General features: G+C 62.1%; 20 protein-coding genes. 8 read left to right on the forward strand and 12 right to left on the reverse strand.

Annotated elements, in window-relative coordinates; translation table 11 throughout:
* Positions 1–9: 9 nt before the first annotated feature.
* Together HPTL_RS00805 and HPTL_RS00810 are read right to left on the reverse strand one after the other, a co-directional pair.
* Positions 10–717: an ABC transporter ATP-binding protein gene (locus tag HPTL_RS00805; RefSeq protein ID WP_119334273.1), complete on the reverse strand. Its 708-nt coding sequence runs from the start codon at positions 715–717 to the stop codon at positions 10–12.
* Positions 714–1535: an ATP-binding cassette domain-containing protein gene (locus HPTL_RS00810; RefSeq protein ID WP_119336008.1), complete on the reverse strand. Its 822-nt coding sequence runs from the start codon at positions 1533–1535 to the stop codon at positions 714–716. The genes HPTL_RS00805 and HPTL_RS00810 overlap by 4 nt, the downstream gene beginning before the upstream one ends.
* A 162-nt stretch (positions 1536–1697) precedes the next feature.
* Between HPTL_RS00810 and HPTL_RS00815 the strand changes: the two genes are divergently transcribed.
* Both HPTL_RS00815 and murB read left to right on the forward strand, forming a co-directional pair.
* On the forward strand, positions 1698–2150 hold the full coding sequence (locus HPTL_RS00815; protein ID WP_119334274.1) for a PACE efflux transporter: 453 nt from the start codon (positions 1698–1700) through the stop codon (positions 2148–2150).
* Positions 2151–2215: 65 nt separating this feature from the next.
* Positions 2216–3277, forward strand: a complete 1062-nt coding sequence (murB, locus tag HPTL_RS00820) for a UDP-N-acetylmuramate dehydrogenase (RefSeq protein WP_119334275.1) — start codon at positions 2216–2218, stop codon at positions 3275–3277.
* Between the two features lie 56 nt (positions 3278–3333).
* Here the strand turns inward: murB and HPTL_RS00825 are convergent, their stop codons facing one another.
* The 3 genes from HPTL_RS00825 to HPTL_RS00835 form a co-directional block, all read right to left on the reverse strand.
* Complete coding sequence (locus HPTL_RS00825; RefSeq protein ID WP_119334276.1) at positions 3334–4344, reverse strand: Rpn family recombination-promoting nuclease/putative transposase; 1011 nt, start codon at positions 4342–4344, stop codon at positions 3334–3336.
* Between the two features lie 18 nt (positions 4345–4362).
* The gene (locus HPTL_RS00830; RefSeq protein ID WP_197713723.1) at positions 4363–4698 is read right to left on the reverse strand and encodes a DUF1840 domain-containing protein; all 336 of its coding nucleotides are present in this window, start codon (positions 4696–4698) and stop codon (positions 4363–4365) included.
* 69 nt (positions 4699–4767) lie between these two features.
* Positions 4768–5331 (reverse strand): hypoxanthine-guanine phosphoribosyltransferase, encoded by a 564-nt coding sequence (locus HPTL_RS00835; protein WP_119334277.1) that lies wholly within the window; start codon positions 5329–5331, stop codon positions 4768–4770.
* A gap of 94 nt (positions 5332–5425) precedes the next feature.
* On the opposite strand from HPTL_RS00835, the gene pyrE reads away from it, so the two are divergent.
* The 6 genes from pyrE (at position 5426) to HPTL_RS00865 (ending at position 10906) form a co-directional block, all read left to right on the forward strand.
* Positions 5426–6064 (forward strand): orotate phosphoribosyltransferase, encoded by a 639-nt coding sequence (gene pyrE, locus HPTL_RS00840; RefSeq protein ID WP_119334278.1) that lies wholly within the window; start codon positions 5426–5428, stop codon positions 6062–6064.
* Positions 6054–6665, forward strand: a complete 612-nt coding sequence (locus HPTL_RS00845; protein WP_119334279.1) for a response regulator — start codon at positions 6054–6056, stop codon at positions 6663–6665. The genes pyrE and HPTL_RS00845 overlap by 11 nt, the downstream gene beginning before the upstream one ends.
* Positions 6662–7789, forward strand: coding sequence for an ATP-binding protein (locus HPTL_RS00850; RefSeq protein ID WP_119334280.1), 1128 nt, complete (start codon positions 6662–6664; stop codon positions 7787–7789). Before HPTL_RS00845 ends, HPTL_RS00850 begins: the two co-directional genes overlap by 4 nt.
* A 38-nt stretch (positions 7790–7827) precedes the next feature.
* Positions 7828–8484: a prepilin-type N-terminal cleavage/methylation domain-containing protein gene (locus HPTL_RS00855; RefSeq protein ID WP_119334281.1), complete on the forward strand. Its 657-nt coding sequence runs from the start codon at positions 7828–7830 to the stop codon at positions 8482–8484.
* Positions 8485–8549: 65 nt separating this feature from the next.
* Positions 8550–10166, forward strand: coding sequence for a hypothetical protein (locus HPTL_RS00860; protein WP_119334282.1), 1617 nt, complete (start codon positions 8550–8552; stop codon positions 10164–10166).
* Positions 10139–10906 (forward strand): prepilin-type N-terminal cleavage/methylation domain-containing protein, encoded by a 768-nt coding sequence (locus HPTL_RS00865; protein WP_119334283.1) that lies wholly within the window; start codon positions 10139–10141, stop codon positions 10904–10906. The genes HPTL_RS00860 and HPTL_RS00865 overlap by 28 nt, the downstream gene beginning before the upstream one ends.
* A gap of 75 nt (positions 10907–10981) precedes the next feature.
* On the opposite strand, the gene HPTL_RS00870 is transcribed toward HPTL_RS00865, so the two are convergent.
* From HPTL_RS00870 to HPTL_RS00900, 7 genes are read right to left on the reverse strand one after another with little or no spacing between them, the layout of a single operon-like run.
* Complete coding sequence (locus HPTL_RS00870) at positions 10982–11410, reverse strand: hypothetical protein (protein WP_119334284.1); 429 nt, start codon at positions 11408–11410, stop codon at positions 10982–10984.
* Entirely contained in the window at positions 11407–12045 is a 639-nt protein-coding gene (locus HPTL_RS00875; protein WP_119334285.1) for a hypothetical protein, read from the reverse strand. Before HPTL_RS00875 ends, HPTL_RS00870 begins: the two co-directional genes overlap by 4 nt.
* Complete coding sequence (locus HPTL_RS00880) at positions 12042–13517, reverse strand: hypothetical protein (RefSeq protein WP_119334286.1); 1476 nt, start codon at positions 13515–13517, stop codon at positions 12042–12044. Before HPTL_RS00880 ends, HPTL_RS00875 begins: the two co-directional genes overlap by 4 nt.
* Positions 13518–14714 (reverse strand): type II secretion system F family protein, encoded by a 1197-nt coding sequence (locus HPTL_RS00885; RefSeq protein ID WP_119334287.1) that lies wholly within the window; start codon positions 14712–14714, stop codon positions 13518–13520.
* Positions 14711–16420: a GspE/PulE family protein gene (locus HPTL_RS00890; RefSeq protein ID WP_119334288.1), complete on the reverse strand. Its 1710-nt coding sequence runs from the start codon at positions 16418–16420 to the stop codon at positions 14711–14713. The genes HPTL_RS00885 and HPTL_RS00890 overlap by 4 nt, the downstream gene beginning before the upstream one ends.
* Entirely contained in the window at positions 16417–17757 is a 1341-nt protein-coding gene (locus HPTL_RS00895) for a tetratricopeptide repeat protein (RefSeq protein WP_119334289.1), read from the reverse strand. The genes HPTL_RS00890 and HPTL_RS00895 overlap by 4 nt, the downstream gene beginning before the upstream one ends.
* Entirely contained in the window at positions 17754–19586 is a 1833-nt protein-coding gene (locus tag HPTL_RS00900; protein ID WP_119334290.1) for a type II secretion system protein GspD, read from the reverse strand. The genes HPTL_RS00895 and HPTL_RS00900 overlap by 4 nt, the downstream gene beginning before the upstream one ends.
* Between the last annotated feature and the right edge of the window lie 3 nt (positions 19587–19589).

Raw genomic sequence — 19589 nt, forward strand, 5'->3', positions numbered from 1 at the left:
CCCTTTGTTTTATCCGCCCAAGAACATCTGGGCGATCTCCGGGTCGTTGAGGAGTTCTTGACCGGTCCCTTCGTGGCGGTTGCTCCCAGTGGCGAGCACGTAGCCGCGATCGCAGAACGCCAATGCCTGCTTCGCGTGCTGTTCGACCAGTAGGATCGCCACGCCGGTGTCGCGCACGTCGCGGCAGATCTGAAAGATCTGTTCCATGTATTTCGGCGACAATCCTGCAGTGGGTTCGTCAAGCAGCAGCAGCCGCGGGTTGAGCATCAACGCGCGTCCCATCGCCACCATCTGGCGCTGCCCGCCAGAGAGGCTCCCAGCGAGCGCGTTGCGTTTCGCTTTGAGGTCGGGGAAGAGCGTATAGATGCGCTCGAACGCTTCCGCTTTGACCGATTTCGCGAGGAACGCCCCCATCTCCAGGTTTTCGTGTACGGTCATTTCGGCAAAGACGTTCTTGACCTGCGGAACGTAGGAGATACCGCGGCGCACGATCGCGTCCGGTTTCCAACCGGTGATCTCTTCCCCTTCGAAGAGGATCGCGCCGTCGCGGATCTTCACCAGACCGAAGACCGCTTTCATTGCGGTGGATTTCCCCGCGCCGTTCGGCCCGACGATCACCACGATCTCTTTCGGGTTTACGGTAAGAGAGACGCCGTGGAGAATGTCGGCGTCACCATAGCCACCACGCACCTGATGCATCACGAGGACCGGGTTCATGCGTTCCCCTCCTCGATCTCGAGTTCTTCAATCTCGGCGATCGCCGCTTCGACTTCGGGATGAACGGTTTCACCCAGATAGGCTTCGAGCACCCGCGGGTCGTTGCGCACTGTTGCGAAATCCCCTTCGATCAACACCTTGCCTTCGGCCATACAGATGACCGGATCGCACAGTTTTTCGATCATCTCCATGTCGTGTTCGATCAGGATGAAGGTGTAGTTCCATTCGCGGTTGAGGATCTGGATCTTCTCTTCCAGCTTACGCAGGAGCGTGCGGTTCACTCCGGCCGCGGGTTCGTCGAGGAGCACGAGCTTGGCGTTGGTCATCATCGTCCGCCCCAGCTCCAGCAATTTCTTCTGCCCACCGGAGAGGTTGCCTGCGCGTTCGTTCATCACGTGGGTGAGTTCCAAGAACGCCAGCACGTCGATCGCTTTTTGCCGCACTTCGGCTTCGGTACGCGCCACTTCCCCTGGGGTGAACCAGTTCGCCCACAGTTGTTCGCCCGGTTGCTTCGGCGGGACGACCATGAGGTTCTCCAGCACGGTGAGGCGGGGGAATTCATGCGGGATTTGGAACGTGCGCACCAACCCGCGGTGAAAGCGTTCGTCGGTCCGCAGCCGGGTGATCTCTTCACCGTCGAAGCGGATGCGGCCCGCGGTGGGCTGATAGGCACCGGCGATCACGTTGAAGAGGGTCGTTTTGCCTGCCCCGTTGGGGCCGATGAGGCCGGTGATCGTGCCCGGTTCGACTTTGAGCGAGACGCCGTCGACGGCACGAAAGCCGCCAAACGCCATCACGAGGTTTTCCAATTCCAGCAGCGCCATGGTTCGTTCTCGCTTCGCCACTACCGGGGCAATGTTATCGCGCGCGCAGCAACGATGCGAGTGGGGTTTACCCGATAAGCGGCCGCAAACGGCATCGAAACACGTGGTTGGGCGGCGTTCGGCTACAATCGCGAGCTAGACTCAGTTGAGGATGGGATGGTGATGACGGGTGTAGCGCTGCGTTCGTGGCGCGAGCGTTGGTTACAAGTCGGGCTCTTCGAACTGGGTGGTCTCCTTTTGATCACGCCGGTCTATCGCTGGGTCACTGGCGAAGGGTGGGGCGAATCGGTCGGGCTTCTGGTCTTGCTCTCCCTGATCGCCACCATCTGGCAGGCGGTCTTCAACACGGTATTCGACCGGTGTGAAGCGCGCTGGGCGCGACGACCCGCACATCTGCGCCCGTGGCGGTGGCGTGCGGTGCATGCGCTCGGTTTCGAGGTGACGCTCTTTCTGATCACCTGGCCGGTGATCGTGCTCTGGACCGGGTGGACGTGGTGGGCTGCGGCGGTCGCGGACTTGGGGCTTGCGCTTGCCTACACCGCGTACGCGTTCCTCTACCATTGGCTCTTCGACCGCTGGCGGCCCGTTGCCGCAGAGCGCGGCGCGTAACCTGCTGTGTTGGCTCTGCCTATGCGGAAGTACGCGGTCGACTCCATGCCCGAACGCGTTTGGCGATGAGAATCGAACGCGACGTCGACCTGCGCGATTGGCATACCTTTCGCCTCCCCGCGCGTGCCGCGGAACTGGTGGTGATCGAACGCGACGCCGATTGGGCGGCGTGGCGTGCGCGCTGGCAGGCCGTGCCGCTGCCCGAAGTGATCGTTGGGGAGGGCAGTAACGTACTCTTCGTCGCCGATTTCCCGGGACGCGTGGTGCGGATCGCGACGCGCGGCTGGCAGGTGGTTGCAGAAACGGCGACCGAGCGGGTGATCGAGGCTGCGGCAGGGGAGGCATGGGCGCCGTTCGTCGCGGCGCTTGTGGCGCGCGGTTGGGGTGGGCTCGAAAACCTTGCAGCGATTCCGGGCACTGTTGGCGCCGCGCCGGTGCAGAATATCGGTGCTTATGGCTTGGAAGTGGGCGAACGAATCGCCGCGGTGACGATCTGGCACCGTGTGAGCGGCGAGACGCGCACCGTTGCCGCCTCCGAGTTGGCGTTCGGGTACCGCACCAGTTGGTTCAAAACCGACGCGGCGCGTGACTGGGTGATCCGGTCGGTGCGCTTTGCGCTTCCCAAGCATGCGGCGCTGCGCCCCCACTATCCCGATTTGCAACGCTGGCTCACCGCGCAGGGCATCGAGCTCGCGGACTTACCGCCGGATGGAGCGGTGCGTGCGGTGCATGACGCCGTGGTGGCGGTGCGGGCTGCGAAACTGCCAGACCCCAAAGTGACCGGCAATGCCGGGAGTTTCTTCCTCAACCCCATCCTTACGGCGGACGAATGGCAGCGGTTGCGTGCATGCGCGCCCGAAGTGCCCGGGTTCCCCCTTGCCGACGGGCGGTGGAAAGTGCCCGCCGCCTGGTTGATCGAACAAGCCGGTTTGAAAGGGGCACAACTGGGGGGTGTCGCGGTCGATACGCGGCACGCGCTCGTCTTGGTCAATTTGGGGAACGGCACCGGCGCCGACTTGCTGCGGCTGATGCGCCGGGTTCAGGACACAGTCGCGGCGCGGTTTGGCGTCATGCTACAACCCGAGCCGACGCTGATCGGTTGGGACGGCACCAAAGTGTCGATTTGAGCGATTCGATCGTCGCGCGCACCGGATCCGGCAGCTTTCTCTGTGCGTAATGATTCCTAACCGAACACCTCATCAAGTGTTTTTGCATCGAGCACCCGGTCGAGCCAGCGCTCGATCTCTTCCCGGCTCGCGGTGCTCAGGCGCACCTGCACTGATTCCGGAAGCGGCCCGAAGCGTTTGGTGAGCTGCCGCTGCAAGGTTTGCAGCTCGCCGAGGTAAAAACCCTTCTCCTCGCCTTGTTGCAATCCCTGCTGCAACCCTTGTTGCAACCCTTGTTGCAACCCCTGCTGCAACCCCTGTTCCCACCACTCCTTGGTCCAACTCTCGATGCGTTCGGCCAACATCGTATCGACCTCCAGTAAGTCCGAGACGTCAGGTACCTCGACCGTGCCTTTTCCCATTTTACGCCGCAACAGCCGCATCAGCCAGCGGGTGAGACTGAAGCGCAGCGGCTTCTGTTCCGGTTCGGCGAGCCACTCGATCAGTTCCTGAACCACACGGCGCATATCCTCGGGGCTACGCGAATGTTCGAGCCGAAAGAGCGCCGCAGCAAGGTTACGCTTGGTGAGCGCCTCGGGCAGATAACGCCCCTCGTCGATCAAAAGATACCGCGCTTGTGGCTGCCAGCGTCTGAGCGGCTCAGGCCCGTGCGCGATCAATTCGCCGATCTCCTCGGCGGCGTTCCAGCGCGGCGTACCGTTATAGAGCACGATCGGCAACACCGGCGGCAACTTCCCCTCAGGGGTCAATTCGTTGCGGCGCACCAGATCCTGATAGAGGAGCCCAAGATAGACGAGCATGCGCAGCGCCATCCAGCGGTCGGGCTGCGCCTGGAACTCCAACAAGAGATAGACGTAGAGCCAATGGTTCTCGAAGCGCACCTTCCAGACCATATCCTCGTGGCGCGCATCGCCTTTCTCTGAGACGTAACTGGCGTTTACCCGCTCGAGGGTCGAAAAGTCGAGCGTCTGCACCCAAGGCTCGGGAACGAACCCGATGAGCAGATCGCGCACCATCTCGGGATGGGCAAAAAGGAGCTTGTAGCCGGTATCGTGTTCTTGGGTCATGGCGTGACAATGACGGCTTCACACCCCCCACACGACCGGTTTGTGCTCCGCAAGCGCGTGCTTCATCATCTGGAGGAGCGGCCACGCCCGTTGGTGAAACCCCACGGGCATTGGCTTGCCGCTGGCATCGGCGTCCGCTTCGAGTGCCGCCAACTGCTGCCGTTCGCGTTCGCGGTCCGCTGCGCACGCCGCTTCCAATTTGGCAATCGCTTCGGGCAACTGTTCCGGCGTGAGGATGCCGCGATCGGGCTCCTTGCCGAGCAATTTCAGGATCGGTTCGGCATGTTTGCGGTACATGATCACGTCCGCATCGGCGTCCGAACGAAAAGTGATTAACAGCTGTTCGGGTTGCATCGCAAATCTCCTGGTGGGGAACGTGACCGGCGCAAAAACCCGCCCTTCCAACGGGAATTTCAGCGCTTGCTACAGCCCTTTGACCGCGTAAATGCCGGGTGCGTTGCGCCAATACCCTTTGTAGTCCATCCCGAAACCGAAAACGAAGCGATCCGGTATCTCCAGTCCCGTGAAGTCGGCTTTCCACCCCGGACGCGCTTTGCGGTCGTGCTGTTTGTCACAGAGCACCGCCAGCGAAACGCTCGCCGCGCCTTCGGCTTTCAACCGTTCGAGGATCGCCGCGAGCGTGTGGCCTTCGTCGAGAATGTCGTCGAGCACCAGCACGTGGCGGCCCTCTGCCGCTGCGGTGGGCTCGACGCGCCAGTGGAGTTCCGCGCCCTGCGTCGCATTGCCGTAGCGCGTGGCGTGCAGATAGGTGACTTCCAGCGGAAAGCGCAGTCGTGGTAAGAGCTGTCCGGCAAAGATCACTGCGCCGTTCATCACCACATAGACAAGTGGGGATTTGTCGGCAAGCCGGGCGGTGATCTCGGCAGCCAGGCGGTCGATCGCCGCCTGCACCGTTTGTTGATCCGCGAGGCAATCGGCCTCTTCCCACACTTGCCAGAAAGGGGATCGGTTCTGCGTCGTGTTCATCGTGGCACAAACCTCATGCGCAAAAGCGCATTTTACGTTTTTTTTCCGGCGGCTGCCGTACAATAGGGCGCAAAAACCACTCCGGAGCATTTCGATGACAGCGACCGCGCAGGCTTTTCTTCGCTTGGCACTCGAACGGCAAGCGCTGCGTTTTGGCGAATTCGTCACCAAAGCGGGGCGGCGTTCGCCCTACTTTTTCAATTCGGCCCATTTCGATGACGGTGCGGCGTTCGGCGCGCTCTGTGGCTTTTACGCCGAGGCGATTGAGGCGAGTGGTCTCACGTTCGACGCCCTCTTCGGCCCTGCGTACAAAGGGATTCCGCTCGTTGCTGGCGTGGCGATCCGCCTTGCCGAACGCGGCATCAACCGGCCGTTTGCGTTCAACCGTAAAGAGGCGAAAGACCACGGCGAAGGGGGAACGCTCGTAGGGGCGGCGCTCTCCGGGCGGGTATTGATTGTCGACGACGTGATCTCGGCGGGCACCTCGGTGCGCGAATCGGTGGCGCGCATTACCGCAGCAGGGGCGACGCCTGCCGGGGTGGTGATCGCGCTCGACCGTGAAGAGCGGGGTCAAGGCGAGCGTTCCGCGGTGCAGGAGGTCGAAGATGAATTCGGCATTCCGGTGATCGCGGTAGCGCGGTTGCGCGACCTCCTGCAGCTCCTCAAAGACGATCCCGCGCTCAGTGCCCATTGGCCTGCAGTGGAAGCGTATCGGGCGCGGTATGGGGTGTGAAGCGAACGATGCCGTACTGATCGTCGAGGACGATGCAGCGCTCCGCATACTCTTGGGCGGGCTGCTTGCACGGAAGGGGTGGCGCGTGCTCGAAGCGGGGACGCGTGAAGGTGCGCTCGCGTTGCTGGCGGAAAACCCGTCGATTTCCGTGATCGTCCTGGATTTGGGGTTGCCGCCGCGACCCCACGCGATCGACGAAGGAATCCTTTTTCTTTTTTCCGTTCGCCAATCGGGATTTCGCGGCAAAGTGGTCGTGTTGACCGGACAAGATCAGCACGCCGCGGCGGTGGCGGCGATCGGCGAAGGGGCGTTCGATTTTCTGGCCAAACCCGCACAGCCGCAACAGATCCTTGCTGCGGTCGAGCGCGCGCGCCTTTTCTATGAGGCCGAACGGCGGCTCGCTTCCGCGGGTCAAGAACGGGTGGCGCTCAGCGTTCCGCTCGAACGCGGCTGGCGTGAGATTCACGACCAGGTCCAAGAGGTGGTATTGCGTCGGCTGTGGCGCGAATCCAAGGGGAACGCTTCCGAAGTGGCGCGTCGTCTGGGGGTGAAGCGGGAGAATCTCTATCCCTTGCTGAAAAAGTTCGGAATCGAGCGGTGAATGCGACGTGGCTGCCCTGGATCGCTGGCGCGAGCCTGATTGCCGGATTGGTCGTCCTGAGCGTTCTGGCTTGGTTGTTGCGCGACGTCCAGCGGATCGAGGATGCCGCTGAGCGGCTTTTGCAGGCGAACGCGGCAAACGATTGCGACGCCCACCGTTTTCCTGCTGCCGCGTGGCCGATTCTGCACGCGGTGGGCGTCAAAGGGATGCACGTGGCGTGGCAGTGGTACGGGGTGAGGTACGAAATGGGTTGGGGGGATACGAACCGACCGCGCACGGTGGCGATCCCCTTTTCGGCGCAAGTACCCAATCTCAGCGTTCACGGAACGCTTTGGGTGCCGTGGGCAAAGGGGGAGCGCCGCTATTTCGCCAAACGGCTTGCCGATACCCTGCAACTGTGTCTGCTCCTCGACCTTTGGCGCACTGCCGCGGCGACGGAAACCGGCTTTGCGCTGTGGAGCCGCACTGCGACGCTGCTTCTGCACGACGTCAAAAACCTGGCGCAGTTCGTGTTGTACCTCCCGGTGACGCTCGAATCGCCCGATGATGCGTCAAGCGATCGGCGCAGCGCCCACCGCATGCTTGCGGCGGCGTTACCGGCAGCGACCGAACGTGCGACCCGGATCCTCAGTCGTTTGACCCACTGGTCCGAGACAACCCAAGCAACAGACGTTCTGCACCCGATTGCTTTGACGCCGTTCCTGGAAGCGGAATGCGCGCGGTTGGGTGGTTGCGTGCCCATCGAGGGGGAGGCGATCGTGGCGGCAGTTCCGGAACGGTTGCGCGAGATCGTGCAGGAGTTGTGGGAGAACAGCGAGCGCCATCAAGGTACGCTCACCCGCATTGCGGTGCGGCGTGACGACGCAGCCCACCGCGCCGAAGTGGCCTTTGCGGTGGCGGTGTCGGAACCGGTGACGCCACAACACGTGGCACGCTGGTTTCAGCCCTTCTTCTCTGGGGATGGGCAGGGCAGCGGCCTTGGACTCTTCCAGGCTCAATGGGCGGCCCGCGCCTGCCACGGGGACTTGACGGCGCGCGTCGAAGAGGGTGGCGTGGTTTTTCTCTTGACTCTCCCCCTGTATGAAAAAGGGGACAGACCAGGAAGCTCCGATCGCATAGAATAATGAGGCGCTTCGGTTCTATTGAGTAAGGAAAGGAGACCATGATGGCTTTCAAACGTGCGCAAACGGGTTTTACCCTGGTCGAGATCGCGATCGTTCTGGTGATCATCGGGTTACTGCTCGGTGGTGTGCTCAAGGGGCAGGAATTGATCGAAAATGCCAAGGTGAAGAACGCGATCAACGACATCAATGCGGTCAAAACCGCGTACTACTCCTATCAAGACCGCTATAAGCGCTTACCCGGTGACGATGGCAACTTGGCAGCGCTTCAGGCGCGCGGCGGAACGTGGGCAAACGTTACGCAAGGTGGTGACAACAACGGTGTAATTGCTGTTACCGCTGCGCAAACGTTCAACGGAGGGGGGGAAAACGATAACTTTTTCCAACATCTCCGGGCCGCGGGTTTTTTGACCGGTGATGCGACAGTTGCTGGTGCAGCGGCACTGCCCAGAAACTCTTTCGGTGGTTTGATCGGGATCACCAACGCCGCAGTTCTCGGCTATAATCAAGCGACTTTGATGGTCTGCTTAGGTAACGTACCTGGAAAAGCAGCAGCGGCAATCGATTCTCAAATCGATGATGGGGTGGCGAACACCGGTTCCGTTCGTGCGACACAAGGTGCCAACAATACCGCTCCGGGTGTCGCAGCAACAGCCTATAGCGAGGATCAGAGTTACACGGTGTGTTCCACGCTGTAAAGCAGAGTGTGCCTATTGCGCCGCCAAAACACACGAGGACGCCCGCTCCTCCACGCGCCCAACACATGCGCGGGGTGGGAGCGGTCCTCATTCTGTCGTTGCTGGCGGCAATTGCACTGTTGGCTACGTTTTTCACGTCTTATCTAAAGCAGTCACAGTCGGTTGTCGAAAAGACGGTACTCGCGCAACTCGAACGCGCAAGGGCGGCGTTGTTGGGTTACGCGAAAGCCAATGGCTGCCGGTTACCGTTGCCAGCGGGCTTGCGCTCCGACGGGTCGCCAGACATCCGGCAAAAAACGAGCGGTGCTGGCGGGCTCTGGGTTGGCCTCTTGCCGACGCGCGATCTGGGGTTGGAAGCGGGAAGTAGCACCCTCACCGATACCGCTCCGTTTTGGTATGTGGTCTATTGTCCCGATGCCAGTTGCACCCAAAGCGGCGATGCGCTCACGGTGCGCTCGAGTTCGGACGGCGTCACCGCAGCAAATGCGCAAAACGCCGTTTTTGCCGTGCTTGCGCCGGGGCCGGCGCGCGATACGACGCAGAGGCAAAGTCGCGCCAGCAGCGTGGGAACCGCCGCGGTGCCCATTGCCGCGTTTCTGGAGGACGCGGTGGGGGCAGGAACAGGCATGCTCAGGGAAACCGGGCTTCTGAATCCGGTCGCTGCCACTGCGGGAGCCTTCGTTCCCGTCATGACGCCGCCATCGCTTTGGCGCACCCCGCAGGACGGAGGAATGAGTGTGCGCCCGTACAACGACGTGGGCGTCTTCGCGTCGTACTCGGACTTGGGGTGCAGTTCAGGTGGACTCGGCACCAGTACCATCGACCTCAACAGCGTGGGGCTCGACGGGACGCCCATTCATCAAGGGTTCGTCCCCGAAGGGGCGGGGGCGAGCGTAATCGCCAGCGACCCCGCGCACAACGACCAACCCACGCTAGCGATGAACAGTGCCAACGGCAGCAGCGGCTCCTGTCTGTGGTTCGATCCGCTCGCAGTCGGCTTCACTGCGCCCGTCCCGTTTCGGGGCAAACGGTGGGAGGGAACTTTTCGCTATCGGTTCGCATATCCCGATCCTCCTGGTGGCGTCGACCGCCGTTACGGATTTACGTTTGCCCTTTCCGATAGCGCAGCGGGGCGGCCTACGACCTGCGGCGCGCAGCAGAACATGGGGGTAATCACCTCGGGCAGTGCCCGCACCCGCTATTTTCTCGAAGTGGATGTGCATGCCGATGCAGCAGACCGTGACCCGAACGGCAACCACTTGGCGTGGAAATACGATGCCAGTCTCACCCACGCAGGGGGGAACGGTGCGCCGCTTACCAATGGCTGCACCGGGAGCAGCCAGCCCGGATGTGCTCCTTCGCCGGCGAACGCGTTCGAGGAGCAGCCGCAACCGCTGGCGCACCGCATCCATTTCGTCTTGGACGCGCGCTGTAATGCCGATTGCAGCGACTGTAGCGGCACCGACACGGCAGCCGTACTGGCCCAAGCGTGGCTCGATTGCGCTGACACGAGCGGCAGTGATCCTTATCTTTGTTCCGGGCAAGCGCCTTCCCTTTCGGCCTGTTACGCGCTCGCCCCTACGGACATGGACGGCGCCTATTTCGGTTTCACAGGCGGCTGGGGAAGCGGTGCGAACGCACAAGGAGTGACGTTATGGGATTTCCGCATGCGCTGGCAATGAGCCAGCCAGCCCGAAGCCGTGGGTTTTCGCTGGTCGAAGCGGCGTTGGTGCTGGTGCTGGTGGCACTGGTGCTCGGCGCTTTGCTCGTTCCGTTCGGGACCCAGCAGGAACAAAAACGGATCCAGGAGACGCGCGACAAGATGGCGCGGATTCGTGAAGCGCTCATCGGTTACGCGGTGGCCCGCTGCGGGGTCACTGCGACGGTTCCCTGTCTGCCTTGTCCCAGCGCGCCTGGTGCCACGTGGGAGAATACGACGGGAGAGCCGCGGGCAAGCTGTGCGACGGTAAACGACGCGGAAGGCATCGTGCCGTGGCAAGCGCTTGGGCTCAGAAAAGACGACGCGGTGGATGCGTGGACGCGACCGTTTCGTTACCGGGTTTTGGAAAAAGCGGTGACCGGAAGCGGCACGGTGTCACACGCATCCGGTACCAATTGTCCCACGACGCCTTCGGCGATCACCGTGTGTCGTCGTGACCCGTCAGGTACGAAGACGTTTGAAACCGATACAGTCGTTGCATTGCTGCTTTCGCACGGCCCGAATGGACTGGGGGCGCTGTTGCGCGCACCGGGCGCGGCAACGGGGGACGAAGCGGAAAATGCAGACGGTAACGACCGTCTGTTCGTGACCGGAACACCAACGGCTGCAGACGCTACGAACCCGTTCGACGATATCGTCGATTGGCTTTCGAGCAACGAACTGTGCGCGAAAGCGCCCGCCGGTTGTGCCAATTACCAGTGACCGGTGCGTATGGGCGTATGGAACCGCGTTCCGGTATGGTGCGACAAGGTGCAGCACCCCTGCCCATTGCGCCAGTTACGGCGCGATCGGCAACTGCGCACCCACCGGTACCGGATACGATTCCCCTTGCGCGTTGGTGAGCACGATTCCGTTGCGATAGACGTTGAGACGCCAGCCTCCCAATTCGCTGCCATCGGCAACGAAACGTCCGCCAATCCAAGCACCGCGTCGCTCGCGCGGTGCCAGGACGATGCCGTCCAGACGCGGAAGCGGTGCAGGGTTGGCGGGTTTAGTGGTTCGGTCGGCGTGGCTACGCGCCTGTTCGATCGCGAACCGCTCTTCTGGGGTAAAGAAGAGACGTCCGAGCCATTCGGCAGGAGGCAAAGCGGGTGCCGCCGTTTGGGCAGAGAGCGTACCGGAGAGGCTTCCCAGGACGCAAAGCGCCAGCCGCGCGCGCCATACTCGCGTCCGGATTCGGATTTGCGAACGTGGGTAAGTGCTCATTGCCCCGCTTCTCCATGCGTTGGCGGGGTGAACCACCACCGCAGCGTACAGTCGATGTCGAGCCCCAATGCGCCGCTTCGCCGCAACGCACACCGCTCGATCCGACTCCAGCCCGGCGCGTGCTGTTGCACGTCCGCCAGAAAAGCGAGCCATTCGCCTTCATGGACTTCGACCAGTTTGAGTTCGAGCGGCTGGTAGGCGATTTGGGCGGGTGGGGCGTCCCCCGGATCGCGCCACCGGCTGGCCTCCGGCGGGAGCGGGAACGGGGTTTCGACCACCGGGCCCAGCGTATAACGGACGGTGGGAAGCGCTAAGCGTGCCTGCGCGGCCAAGAGCGCTTCGATGAGCGCGACCCGATCGGGCGGAGCGGTGAATCCGCTCATTTCCAGTGTTCGGTAGCGGTGGAGGTGGCGTTCCACGTTGTCACGCGCCCGTTGGGTCTGGCGTAATTGTTCCTGCGTTTGGGTGAGTTGCGCTTGGACGATCGTCTGCTGCTGCGTTTCGTACGTTTGCCAGTGCAGCGCGCCGGTGAGTATTGCCCCGGTCAGAAGAAGAACAATGCTCACACGAATCGCGCTGCGTTTCAACCGGTTGCGCGTGTGCTGTGTGGATGGGGCTGCGGCTGCGGCGTTCATGGGCTTGGACTCCACGCCAGGCAGAGGCGAAATGGCTGCAGTTTCAGGGACGCATTTTCCCCGCTCAACGTCGTGTTTCGATCGGTGGCCACCGGGGGTTGAAACGAAACGATGCGCCACCCGGGTGCCGCGAGTTGCGTTCGGAAACGGGTCTCTGCGTCCAAAAGCTGCTTCAGGGGGAGCGTTTCGTTGGCTTGTCCTTCGGCGTATAACCAGAGCGCCACATCCGAAGCGGTGGAAGCGGCGCTATCAGTTGCGGGAGGCGGGCAGTCTGCTGGTGCGTCCGTGGTGGAGGTGGCGTGTTGTGGTGTTGGGGTCGCCTCCGTGGTGGCACCCGATGCTGGGGGGGGCGCTGGGTCGGGGCGAGAGAGGGTGAGGCGCTCCAAGCGGTATTCCGGCGTCGCGGTGAGCGCATGGCTCAGTGGGATGAGGAGTGCGGGAAAGGTGCCTGCCGAGGCAAAAAGCTGCTCGTGGATATGGGTTGCCGCCAAGAGCTGGTCGGCGGCAACACCGAACGCGTTGATTTCTGCTGAAATGCGTGCCAATCGTTGCTGCAGTTGCGCGTGGAGCTGTTCGGAATGGAGGCGGTTCATGCGCACGCTCCAGCTTTCCAAAGCAATCGCGCCGGCGTAAAGGAGTACTCCGGCGCTAAGGAGCGATCCGGCGGCAACAAGTGCCAGACGCGCCTGTTGCCAACGATAAGCAGCGGTGAGCGATCGCGGCGCAAGGGAAGGTGGTCGGTGCCATTGCCGACACCACCAGGGAATGAGCGCAGCGAGCCCGGTCTCGGTAACGGTAGGAAAGCGGCGCTGCACTTTGGCGGGAAGCGAGTAGGGTTGCCACGCGGTCGTGCTGGCAGGCTCGGGCGGGGTCGTTCCGAGAAAGAGCGTTACGGGGCGCTGTTCGCGAGGCAGTATTTTTTGGTTGTGCAGGTAGCGGACGGTACGGTCGAGTTCGGTCGCAATACTTGCGGAATCGGTCTCACCGGGTAAGAGACGGGAGAGTTGCGTGCGTTGATTCGCCTGAAAGAGGATACGGATCCCCGCAGGTGTGCGCACCACGGCCAAAAGCGGTTCGCGCAATTTGATGTAGCGGGAAAGCCACGAACTGATCAATTGGCTGGCCGTCCAAACGCCCACGATGGGCGACTCTCGCTCTAGACAAGGCGTTAGCAAGGGATCGAGCCATTCGGTTTCGGTTACCGCCAGCAGCAACCATTCCCGTGCAGGGCGAAAGGAGGTGCCCGAGGAGATGGGGAGTGCGACGCGGTATGGGGTTTCCGGATAGTTTTGCGCCAATCGGCGCTCGAGGTAGAGCCGCAGGTCGCGCCCCCAGAGCGGCGGCACGGTAATGCGCGTCATGCTCTCCGACGGGTGGTCGATCACGCACAAAATGGGCGCATCGCTCTGCGGTTGCGCCGGAATGGAAAGCAGTCCGGTGGTTTCGCTCAGATAGAAGAGTGCCGGGCGCATTTACATTCGAATCTTGGTGATGGTGTCATAGACGGGGCCAAGGACCGCAAACATGATCCAGCCCAGAATCAACCCCAGAACGACCGTCAGGATCGGTTCGATCAAGGTTTGCAAGCGGGCGACCGATTCGTTGACGTCACGCGCATAATAGTAACTGACATTGGCGAGCGCGTCGTCCAGCGCACCGGTTTGTTCGCCAACGCGCAGCATCCGGATCACGAGCGGCGGAAAGAGTCCAGAACCGGCAAACGCTTGGGAGATGGGGACGCCTTGGGTGACGAGACGACGCGCGTGTTCGATTGCGGTACGGATTTCCAGATTTTGGGTGACCTCCTCACCCAACTGCAGCGCGTCGAGGATGGGAACGCCGGATCGGTACATCAATGCGAAGACGTCGGCAAAGCGCGCCAGGATGATCTTGTGGATGATCGCTCCGACGAGCGGGATTTGGAGCACTTGGCGGTGGAGCCACTGACGAAACCGCACATTGTGTTTGGCTACGAAAGCGACGAGGAGTGTGGCTCCTGTGGGAACGATCAAGAGGAGGTACCACGATTCGGTGATGAAACGGGAGACGGCGATCAGCGCGCGGGTGGCAAACGGCAACGTTTGCCCCATGTTTTCCAGGAAGGTGATCAGTTGGGGAACGAGGTAGGTCATCAGAAAGATCACGACTGCGGTGATCACGACGAAGACGAATGCGGGATAGGTGAGTGCTTTCTTGGTCTGTGCTTTGAGCTCGTCACGCCATTTGAGGCTCGCGACGATTTGCGCAAGCACATCAGGAAGCTGCCCGGTGGCTTCGGCCGTCTTGATGAGGCTGCAAATCATCGGTTCTGCCACTTTGGGGTGTGCGGCGAGCGCCTCGGAGAGCGACGCGCCCGCTTCGATGCGGCGATGTAGGTCTTCGGCCAAGTTCTGAATGGCTGGCGAGGCCGAGGTATCACGAAGATCGGCCAGAAAATCGAGCAGCGGGACACCGGCGCGAAGCATCGATTCCATTTGAAAGTAAAAATCGATGATGTCACGCGGTTGCAACGGCGCACGGGCTCGACGCCGCGAGCGGATTGCACGCGCTTCAAGGAGCGTCAACCGGTTCGCGGCCAGTTCGCGCTCCAGTTCACTTTCGTTTTCCGCTTCGATTTGACCGCGAACGGTTCGACCATCTTCGGTGAGCGCGCGATAGGCAAATCTCATGCTGCCGCAAACCACCCGGTGATATCGACGACGCGCGCCACCTCTTCCAGAGTCGTGACCCCTTCGCGGATCCGACGAAGCCCGTCTTGTGCGAGTGTGATAAAGCCGTGCGCGGCGGTGTATTCGGTGAGTTCACGCAGGGTGGCGCGACGTGCGATCAGTTCGTCGAGTCCCACGTCGAATGCCAAAATCTCCATGAGTGCCAACCGCCCTTTGTAGCCGCGCATGCCGCATTCGGCGCAGCCGACCGCTCGGTAGACCACCTCATGCGCTTCCAGGCGCAGCGCCTCCCACAGCCGTTGCCCGTTGGGGTCGGGTTCTTTGCAGTGGGGGCAGAGTTTGCGCACCAACCGCTGGGCGATGATGCCGATGACGTTCCCGGCCATGATTTCCGGCGAGATCCCCAAATCGAGGAGGCGCGGAATCGAGCGCAGTGCGGAGTTGGTGTGCAAGGTCGAGAAGACTTGGTGCCCGGTCATCGCGGCGCGAAACGCCATGATCGCAGTGTCGTGGTCGCGGATCTCGCCGACGAGGATGATGTCCGGGTCTTGACGCAGCAGGGAACGGATGCCTTCGGCAAAGTCGATGCGACTGGTTTCGCCGATCGATGTCTGGCGAACCAGCGGCAGAACGTATTCCACTGGATCTTCCAGGGTCATGATGTTGACCCGCTCGGAATTCAAATGGTTGAGGATGGAGTAGAGCGTGGTGGTTTTTCCGCTCCCCGTCGGACCGGTGACCAGCAAAATCCCTTCTGGGCGGGCCAGCAGGCGTTTGAGGAGCGCTAGTTGTGTGTTGTGTAGCCCCAACGCATCCAGTGGCACGACGCTGCGCTTGGAGTCGAGGATGCGCAAGACGAAATTTTCGCCTGCCAGGGTGGGTTGCGAAGAGGCCCGAAAGTCGATTTCACGGCCAGCCAGCGTGAGCTGGATGCGGCCGTCTTGTGGCGCGCGGTTTTCCGCGATGTTCATTCCGGCCAGGATCTTCAAACGCACCAGAATCGCGTTCCAATAGCGGCGGTGCAATGCGCGACGTTGCTGTAAGACGCCGTCGATTCGGTAGCGGATGCGCACGAAAGCGGGTTCGGGTTCGAAATGGATGTCCGAAGCGCCTTGGAGCACCGCGTCGGTGAGCAGGGCATCGACGAGTCGGACGATCGGGTGGGCAAACGACTGCGCGTCCTCCTGAGTGAACTGCGAGAGGTCGCTCTCCCCGGCCAGTTCGCGCAGAATGCCGTCGAGCGAGAGTTCCCGTCCGTAGAATTGGTCGATCGCTTGCTCGATCGCGGCGCGGGGTGCGAAACGCCACACCGGCGTGGCTTTGCTGCCCAATTGGGTGCGGATGCGGTCGGTTGCGATGATGTCGTTTGGGTCGGCGATCGCTACGATGAGCTGCTTCGTGGTGGTGTCGAAACTCACTGGAAACGCGGCGTAGCGGCGGGCGGTCTCTTTGGGGATCAGACTGAGTGCTTGTGGGTCCGGGACGATCTTTTCGAGGTCGATCGCCTCTTGCCCCAAGTTTTCCGAAAGGGCTTCACTCAGGAGGTCTTCGGTGACGAAGCCGAGGGCAAGTAGCGTTTCGCCGATGGGTTTTCCGAGTCGTTGCTGCTCGAAGAGCGCGATTTGAAGCTGATCCGGTGTCAAGACACCGCGTTCGATCAGAATTTCGCCAAGTCGTTTGCGCGGCGCGACGGTAGGCTCAGTCATTGGGATTCCACCAGATTGAGACGCAGTGCCTGAATGCGGCGGGAGAGAGCCGCACGGTCGATCGGTAGCATACTGCTGGAATGGCTTGCCAGCGCCTGTTCGTAATATTGGAGCGCGGTCTTCCGTTCACCGAGTTGGTCGAGGCTCACGGCAAGGTTGTAGAGCGTGACGGAATCATCGGGCGCCAGGCGGTACGCTTCGAAAAATTGGACTTGGGCTTCCGCCCAGCGCTGTTGTTGGGCTAGGATCAACCCGAGCGCGCGGTGGAGCGCGGCGTCGTCGGGATGGTTGGCCAACGCCGTGCGGAGTCGGCTCTCCAGGCCAAGCAGGTTGCTCGCCGGTTCGAGTTCGACAAGGGCGGCCAGTGCAGCCGGGTGATCGGGCTGGATGCGCAACAGCGCGTGGTACCATGCGCGCGCTTCGTCCAGGCGGTTTTGTCCGGCTGCTGCAACAGCCAAACCCAACAGGATTGCCGGGTTGTCGGGATCGGTTCGGGAGAGTTCGCGCAACGTGCGTTCGGCATCTGCCCAGCGGTGTGCGTCGAGCGCAGCATAAGCTGCGGTCAGACGGCTTTCTCCGGCAGTGGGTCGAGACCGGACGATTTCGATCCGTGCGTCAGCGGGCAAAAGCGGCGTGGCGGTCGTTTCGTCCGGGTTCGGCGCAGTGGGATGCGGCGATTGCACGCGCCTCAGTGCGGTTTCTGGATGCGATGCTGCCGTTGGGGTTGAGGCGCTGGGAAGGGGACGTTTCGGTTGCCCAGATGCCGGTTGTTCCGATAAAGGTGGCAGGGCTTGCGTCTGGACGACCGGGTCCGTTTGAGCATTCGTCGGTGTCGTAGGAGCCACCCCGGGGGGGACGACGTCGCCGCGGGGCGGCAAGGTCGGTGCCGCAGCAACGACAGAGGGCGATCCCGCATCGGTCGCAGCCTCAGTGTTACGTGCGATTCCAGCTGCCGCTTCGGTGGTTTCGGTGCTCAGGGTTTGCTGCGCTGGAACGTTGGTTGAAGGTGGGGCGAGGGGTGTCGGCTGGCCGAGTGTGAGCAACGGCAGCAGTTCGAGCGCAAAATAGCCGCCGATTCCGATGGATACCGCCAGGCTCGATACAACGAACGCACCCAAACCGATCCGGCGTTTTTGAGTGGGTGGGTTTGTGTCATGAACGGCATGCAGTGTTTCCGCTGCCGCGCGGTCATGCAGCGCCGTAGCGGTTTGCCCGTGTGCCGTCGTATGAGAGAAATCGCCTGTGGGTGCAACCGTTTCTGGTGGGAGCGCACCGTCGTTCGGCTGCGCACGCGGGGGGGTGGGGTCGCGTTCCAACGCTTCGAGCAGCAGACTCATCGCTCAGGCACCGAGGGAATCAGCGGACGTTGAGGCAGGTCGCTGGCAAAGAAGTCACTGCCTGGCAGATGCCGAGCCAGGTCGCGATAGTCGGTGTCGATACTCGGGTCGGTGACGATGCGCGGGCGAAGGAAGATCACGAGTTCACTCTTGCGCGATTGGTTGTTGCGGTATCGGAACAGTTCGCCAACGAGCGGTAGCCGCGAAGCGCCAGGGACTTCATCGGTGCCATCCGCGATTTCGTCACGCATCAAACCGCCCAAGACTGCGACTTCACCATCCCGGACGCGAATCACCGATTCGATCTCCCGCGTCTGAATTTCGGGAACGAGGCTGCGCACTTCGGGCAGCGAGCTGAATTCGCCGCGAGCGATCGCAAGGTTGACCGCGACGGCCGGGTCTTCGACGTACCCGATCAGGCGTGAAACGGTGGGGCGGAGGTTGAGGATGATCTCGCCGCTGTCACTGATCTGGGGGGTGATCGCCATCAGAAACCCGATCGGCACCGTATTGGGCTCCGACGTGATCGTCCAGGTTCCCGGGGACCCCGAACTGCCCGGTTGGTACTGCGCCGTCAGCGTGAAATAGACGCGGCTCTCGACCACTTTGAGCACGGCGGTCTGGTTGTTGAGCACACTCAGTTTCGGGCTCGAGAGCACTTTGGTCTTGCCAAAGGACTGCAACAGTTGCACCGAAAAATCGAGCAAATTGGAGCCAAACGGCCGGAGAAACTCGATCGTTCCCATACTGGGGACGATGCCCGACGCGGGGGCACCACCTGGAAGCGATTGGCTCGTGCCATTGGGGATCGTGCGAAAGCGGAACGTGCTGTTTTTCTGGTGCAAAAGGTCCCAGGTGACGCCCTGTTGGTAATCGTCGGAGAGTTCGACTTCGACGACGCTCGCTTCGATCAGCACTTGACGCCGCGCCGAGACAAGGATACGGTCGAGGTACGCTTGCACCTGTTTGTGCTGTTTCGCGGTGGCCAACACGAGCAGCGTACCGGTCTCCGGGTTGGCGACCACCGGGTTGGTTGGTGCGGGCGATCCGGTAGCGGCTGTGGTAGGCGCTGCACCCGCGGAGGATTCTGATGGCGGCGTTGCCGCGTCGGCAGAGGGGGATGTTTGGCCACTTTGACCGGTTGGTGAGGCAGCGGGCGCAGCGTTCGGTGCTGTAGCCGTGGTCGTTGCCCCACCGTTTGGCTGTTGCGCCCCTACGATCGCCGAAACGCCCCGGAGCAATGCTTGCCAGAACTGGTTGTTCGCCGCGGTGGTGATTTGGGTCTGGGAGTTGTTCCCGGTACCGGTGTCGCCCCCCCTTCCGGTACTGGCGATTTGGGTCGCGATCGCGACCGAACTGCTCACGGTGCGCGCCAGGTTGGGATAGTCGATGGTGTAGGTGCGCACGAAAGGGGTATCCGGTTCGACTTTGAGGACGCCATTTTCGAGCCGCCAGCGAACATTGGCTTGCTCCGTGATGCGGTCGAGAATGGCTGGCAGGGGTTGCGCGATCGCGTTCAGCGTGACGGCACCAGACAAGTCGGGATGAAGGTCGACATCGATCTTGGCGTCTCGCGCCAGGGCAAAGAGCAGCGCTTTTACGGGTACGTCGCGCACTACCAGCGTGTAGCGCTCTTGTGGTTGCGGCGAAGGGGGGGGGGTAAGACGCGGCGGGATACCGGGGCGTGCCAATGGCGGGATCGCGGCGTCATCTATCGCCGGGCGACGTACGCTTTGTTGCAGATGGGTGTCCTCGACCCGCGGTGCGGGGGCCGCGCAACCCGCAAGGAGCGCGACCGAACAGAGCACGTGTAGTAAGGCACGGCGCACAGG

It is taken from the genome of Hydrogenophilus thermoluteolus (assembly GCF_003574215.1).
Lineage (GTDB): Bacteria > Pseudomonadota > Gammaproteobacteria > Burkholderiales > Rhodocyclaceae > Hydrogenophilus > Hydrogenophilus thermoluteolus.

What these genes read in the sequence shown, in the direction of transcription:
- HPTL_RS00845 (WP_119334279.1), top strand. Translation starts at nt 6,054, where the DNA reads ATGGGGTGTGAAGCGAACGATGCCGTACTGATCGTCGAGGACGATGCA.
- HPTL_RS00860 (WP_119334282.1), top strand. Translation starts at nt 8,550, where the DNA reads ATGCGCGGGGTGGGAGCGGTCCTCATTCTGTCGTTGCTGGCGGCAATT.
- HPTL_RS00830 (WP_197713723.1), bottom strand. Translation starts at nt 4,698, where the DNA reads ATGCAACCCGAACAGCTGTTAATCACTTTTCGTTCGGACGCCGATGCG.
- HPTL_RS00855 (WP_119334281.1), top strand. Translation starts at nt 7,828, where the DNA reads ATGATGGCTTTCAAACGTGCGCAAACGGGTTTTACCCTGGTCGAGATC.
- HPTL_RS00880 (WP_119334286.1), bottom strand. Translation starts at nt 13,517, where the DNA reads ATGCGCCCGGCACTCTTCTATCTGAGCGAAACCACCGGACTGCTTTCC.
- HPTL_RS00825 (WP_119334276.1), bottom strand. Translation starts at nt 4,344, where the DNA reads ATGACCCAAGAACACGATACCGGCTACAAGCTCCTTTTTGCCCATCCC.
- HPTL_RS00890 (WP_119334288.1), bottom strand. Translation starts at nt 16,420, where the DNA reads ATGACTGAGCCTACCGTCGCGCCGCGCAAACGACTTGGCGAAATTCTG.
- HPTL_RS00895 (WP_119334289.1), bottom strand. Translation starts at nt 17,757, where the DNA reads ATGAGTCTGCTGCTCGAAGCGTTGGAACGCGACCCCACCCCCCCGCGT.
- HPTL_RS00875 (WP_119334285.1), bottom strand. Translation starts at nt 12,045, where the DNA reads ATGAACGCCGCAGCCGCAGCCCCATCCACACAGCACACGCGCAACCGG.
- HPTL_RS00870 (WP_119334284.1), bottom strand. Translation starts at nt 11,410, where the DNA reads ATGAGCACTTACCCACGTTCGCAAATCCGAATCCGGACGCGAGTATGG.
- pyrE (WP_119334278.1), top strand. Translation starts at nt 5,426, where the DNA reads ATGACAGCGACCGCGCAGGCTTTTCTTCGCTTGGCACTCGAACGGCAA.
- HPTL_RS00815 (WP_119334274.1), top strand. Translation starts at nt 1,698, where the DNA reads ATGGTGATGACGGGTGTAGCGCTGCGTTCGTGGCGCGAGCGTTGGTTA.
- murB (WP_119334275.1), top strand. Translation starts at nt 2,216, where the DNA reads ATGAGAATCGAACGCGACGTCGACCTGCGCGATTGGCATACCTTTCGC.
- HPTL_RS00885 (WP_119334287.1), bottom strand. Translation starts at nt 14,714, where the DNA reads ATGAGATTTGCCTATCGCGCGCTCACCGAAGATGGTCGAACCGTTCGC.
- HPTL_RS00835 (WP_119334277.1), bottom strand. Translation starts at nt 5,331, where the DNA reads ATGAACACGACGCAGAACCGATCCCCTTTCTGGCAAGTGTGGGAAGAG.
- HPTL_RS00865 (WP_119334283.1), top strand. Translation starts at nt 10,139, where the DNA reads ATGGGATTTCCGCATGCGCTGGCAATGAGCCAGCCAGCCCGAAGCCGT.
- HPTL_RS00805 (WP_119334273.1), bottom strand. Translation starts at nt 717, where the DNA reads ATGAACCCGGTCCTCGTGATGCATCAGGTGCGTGGTGGCTATGGTGAC.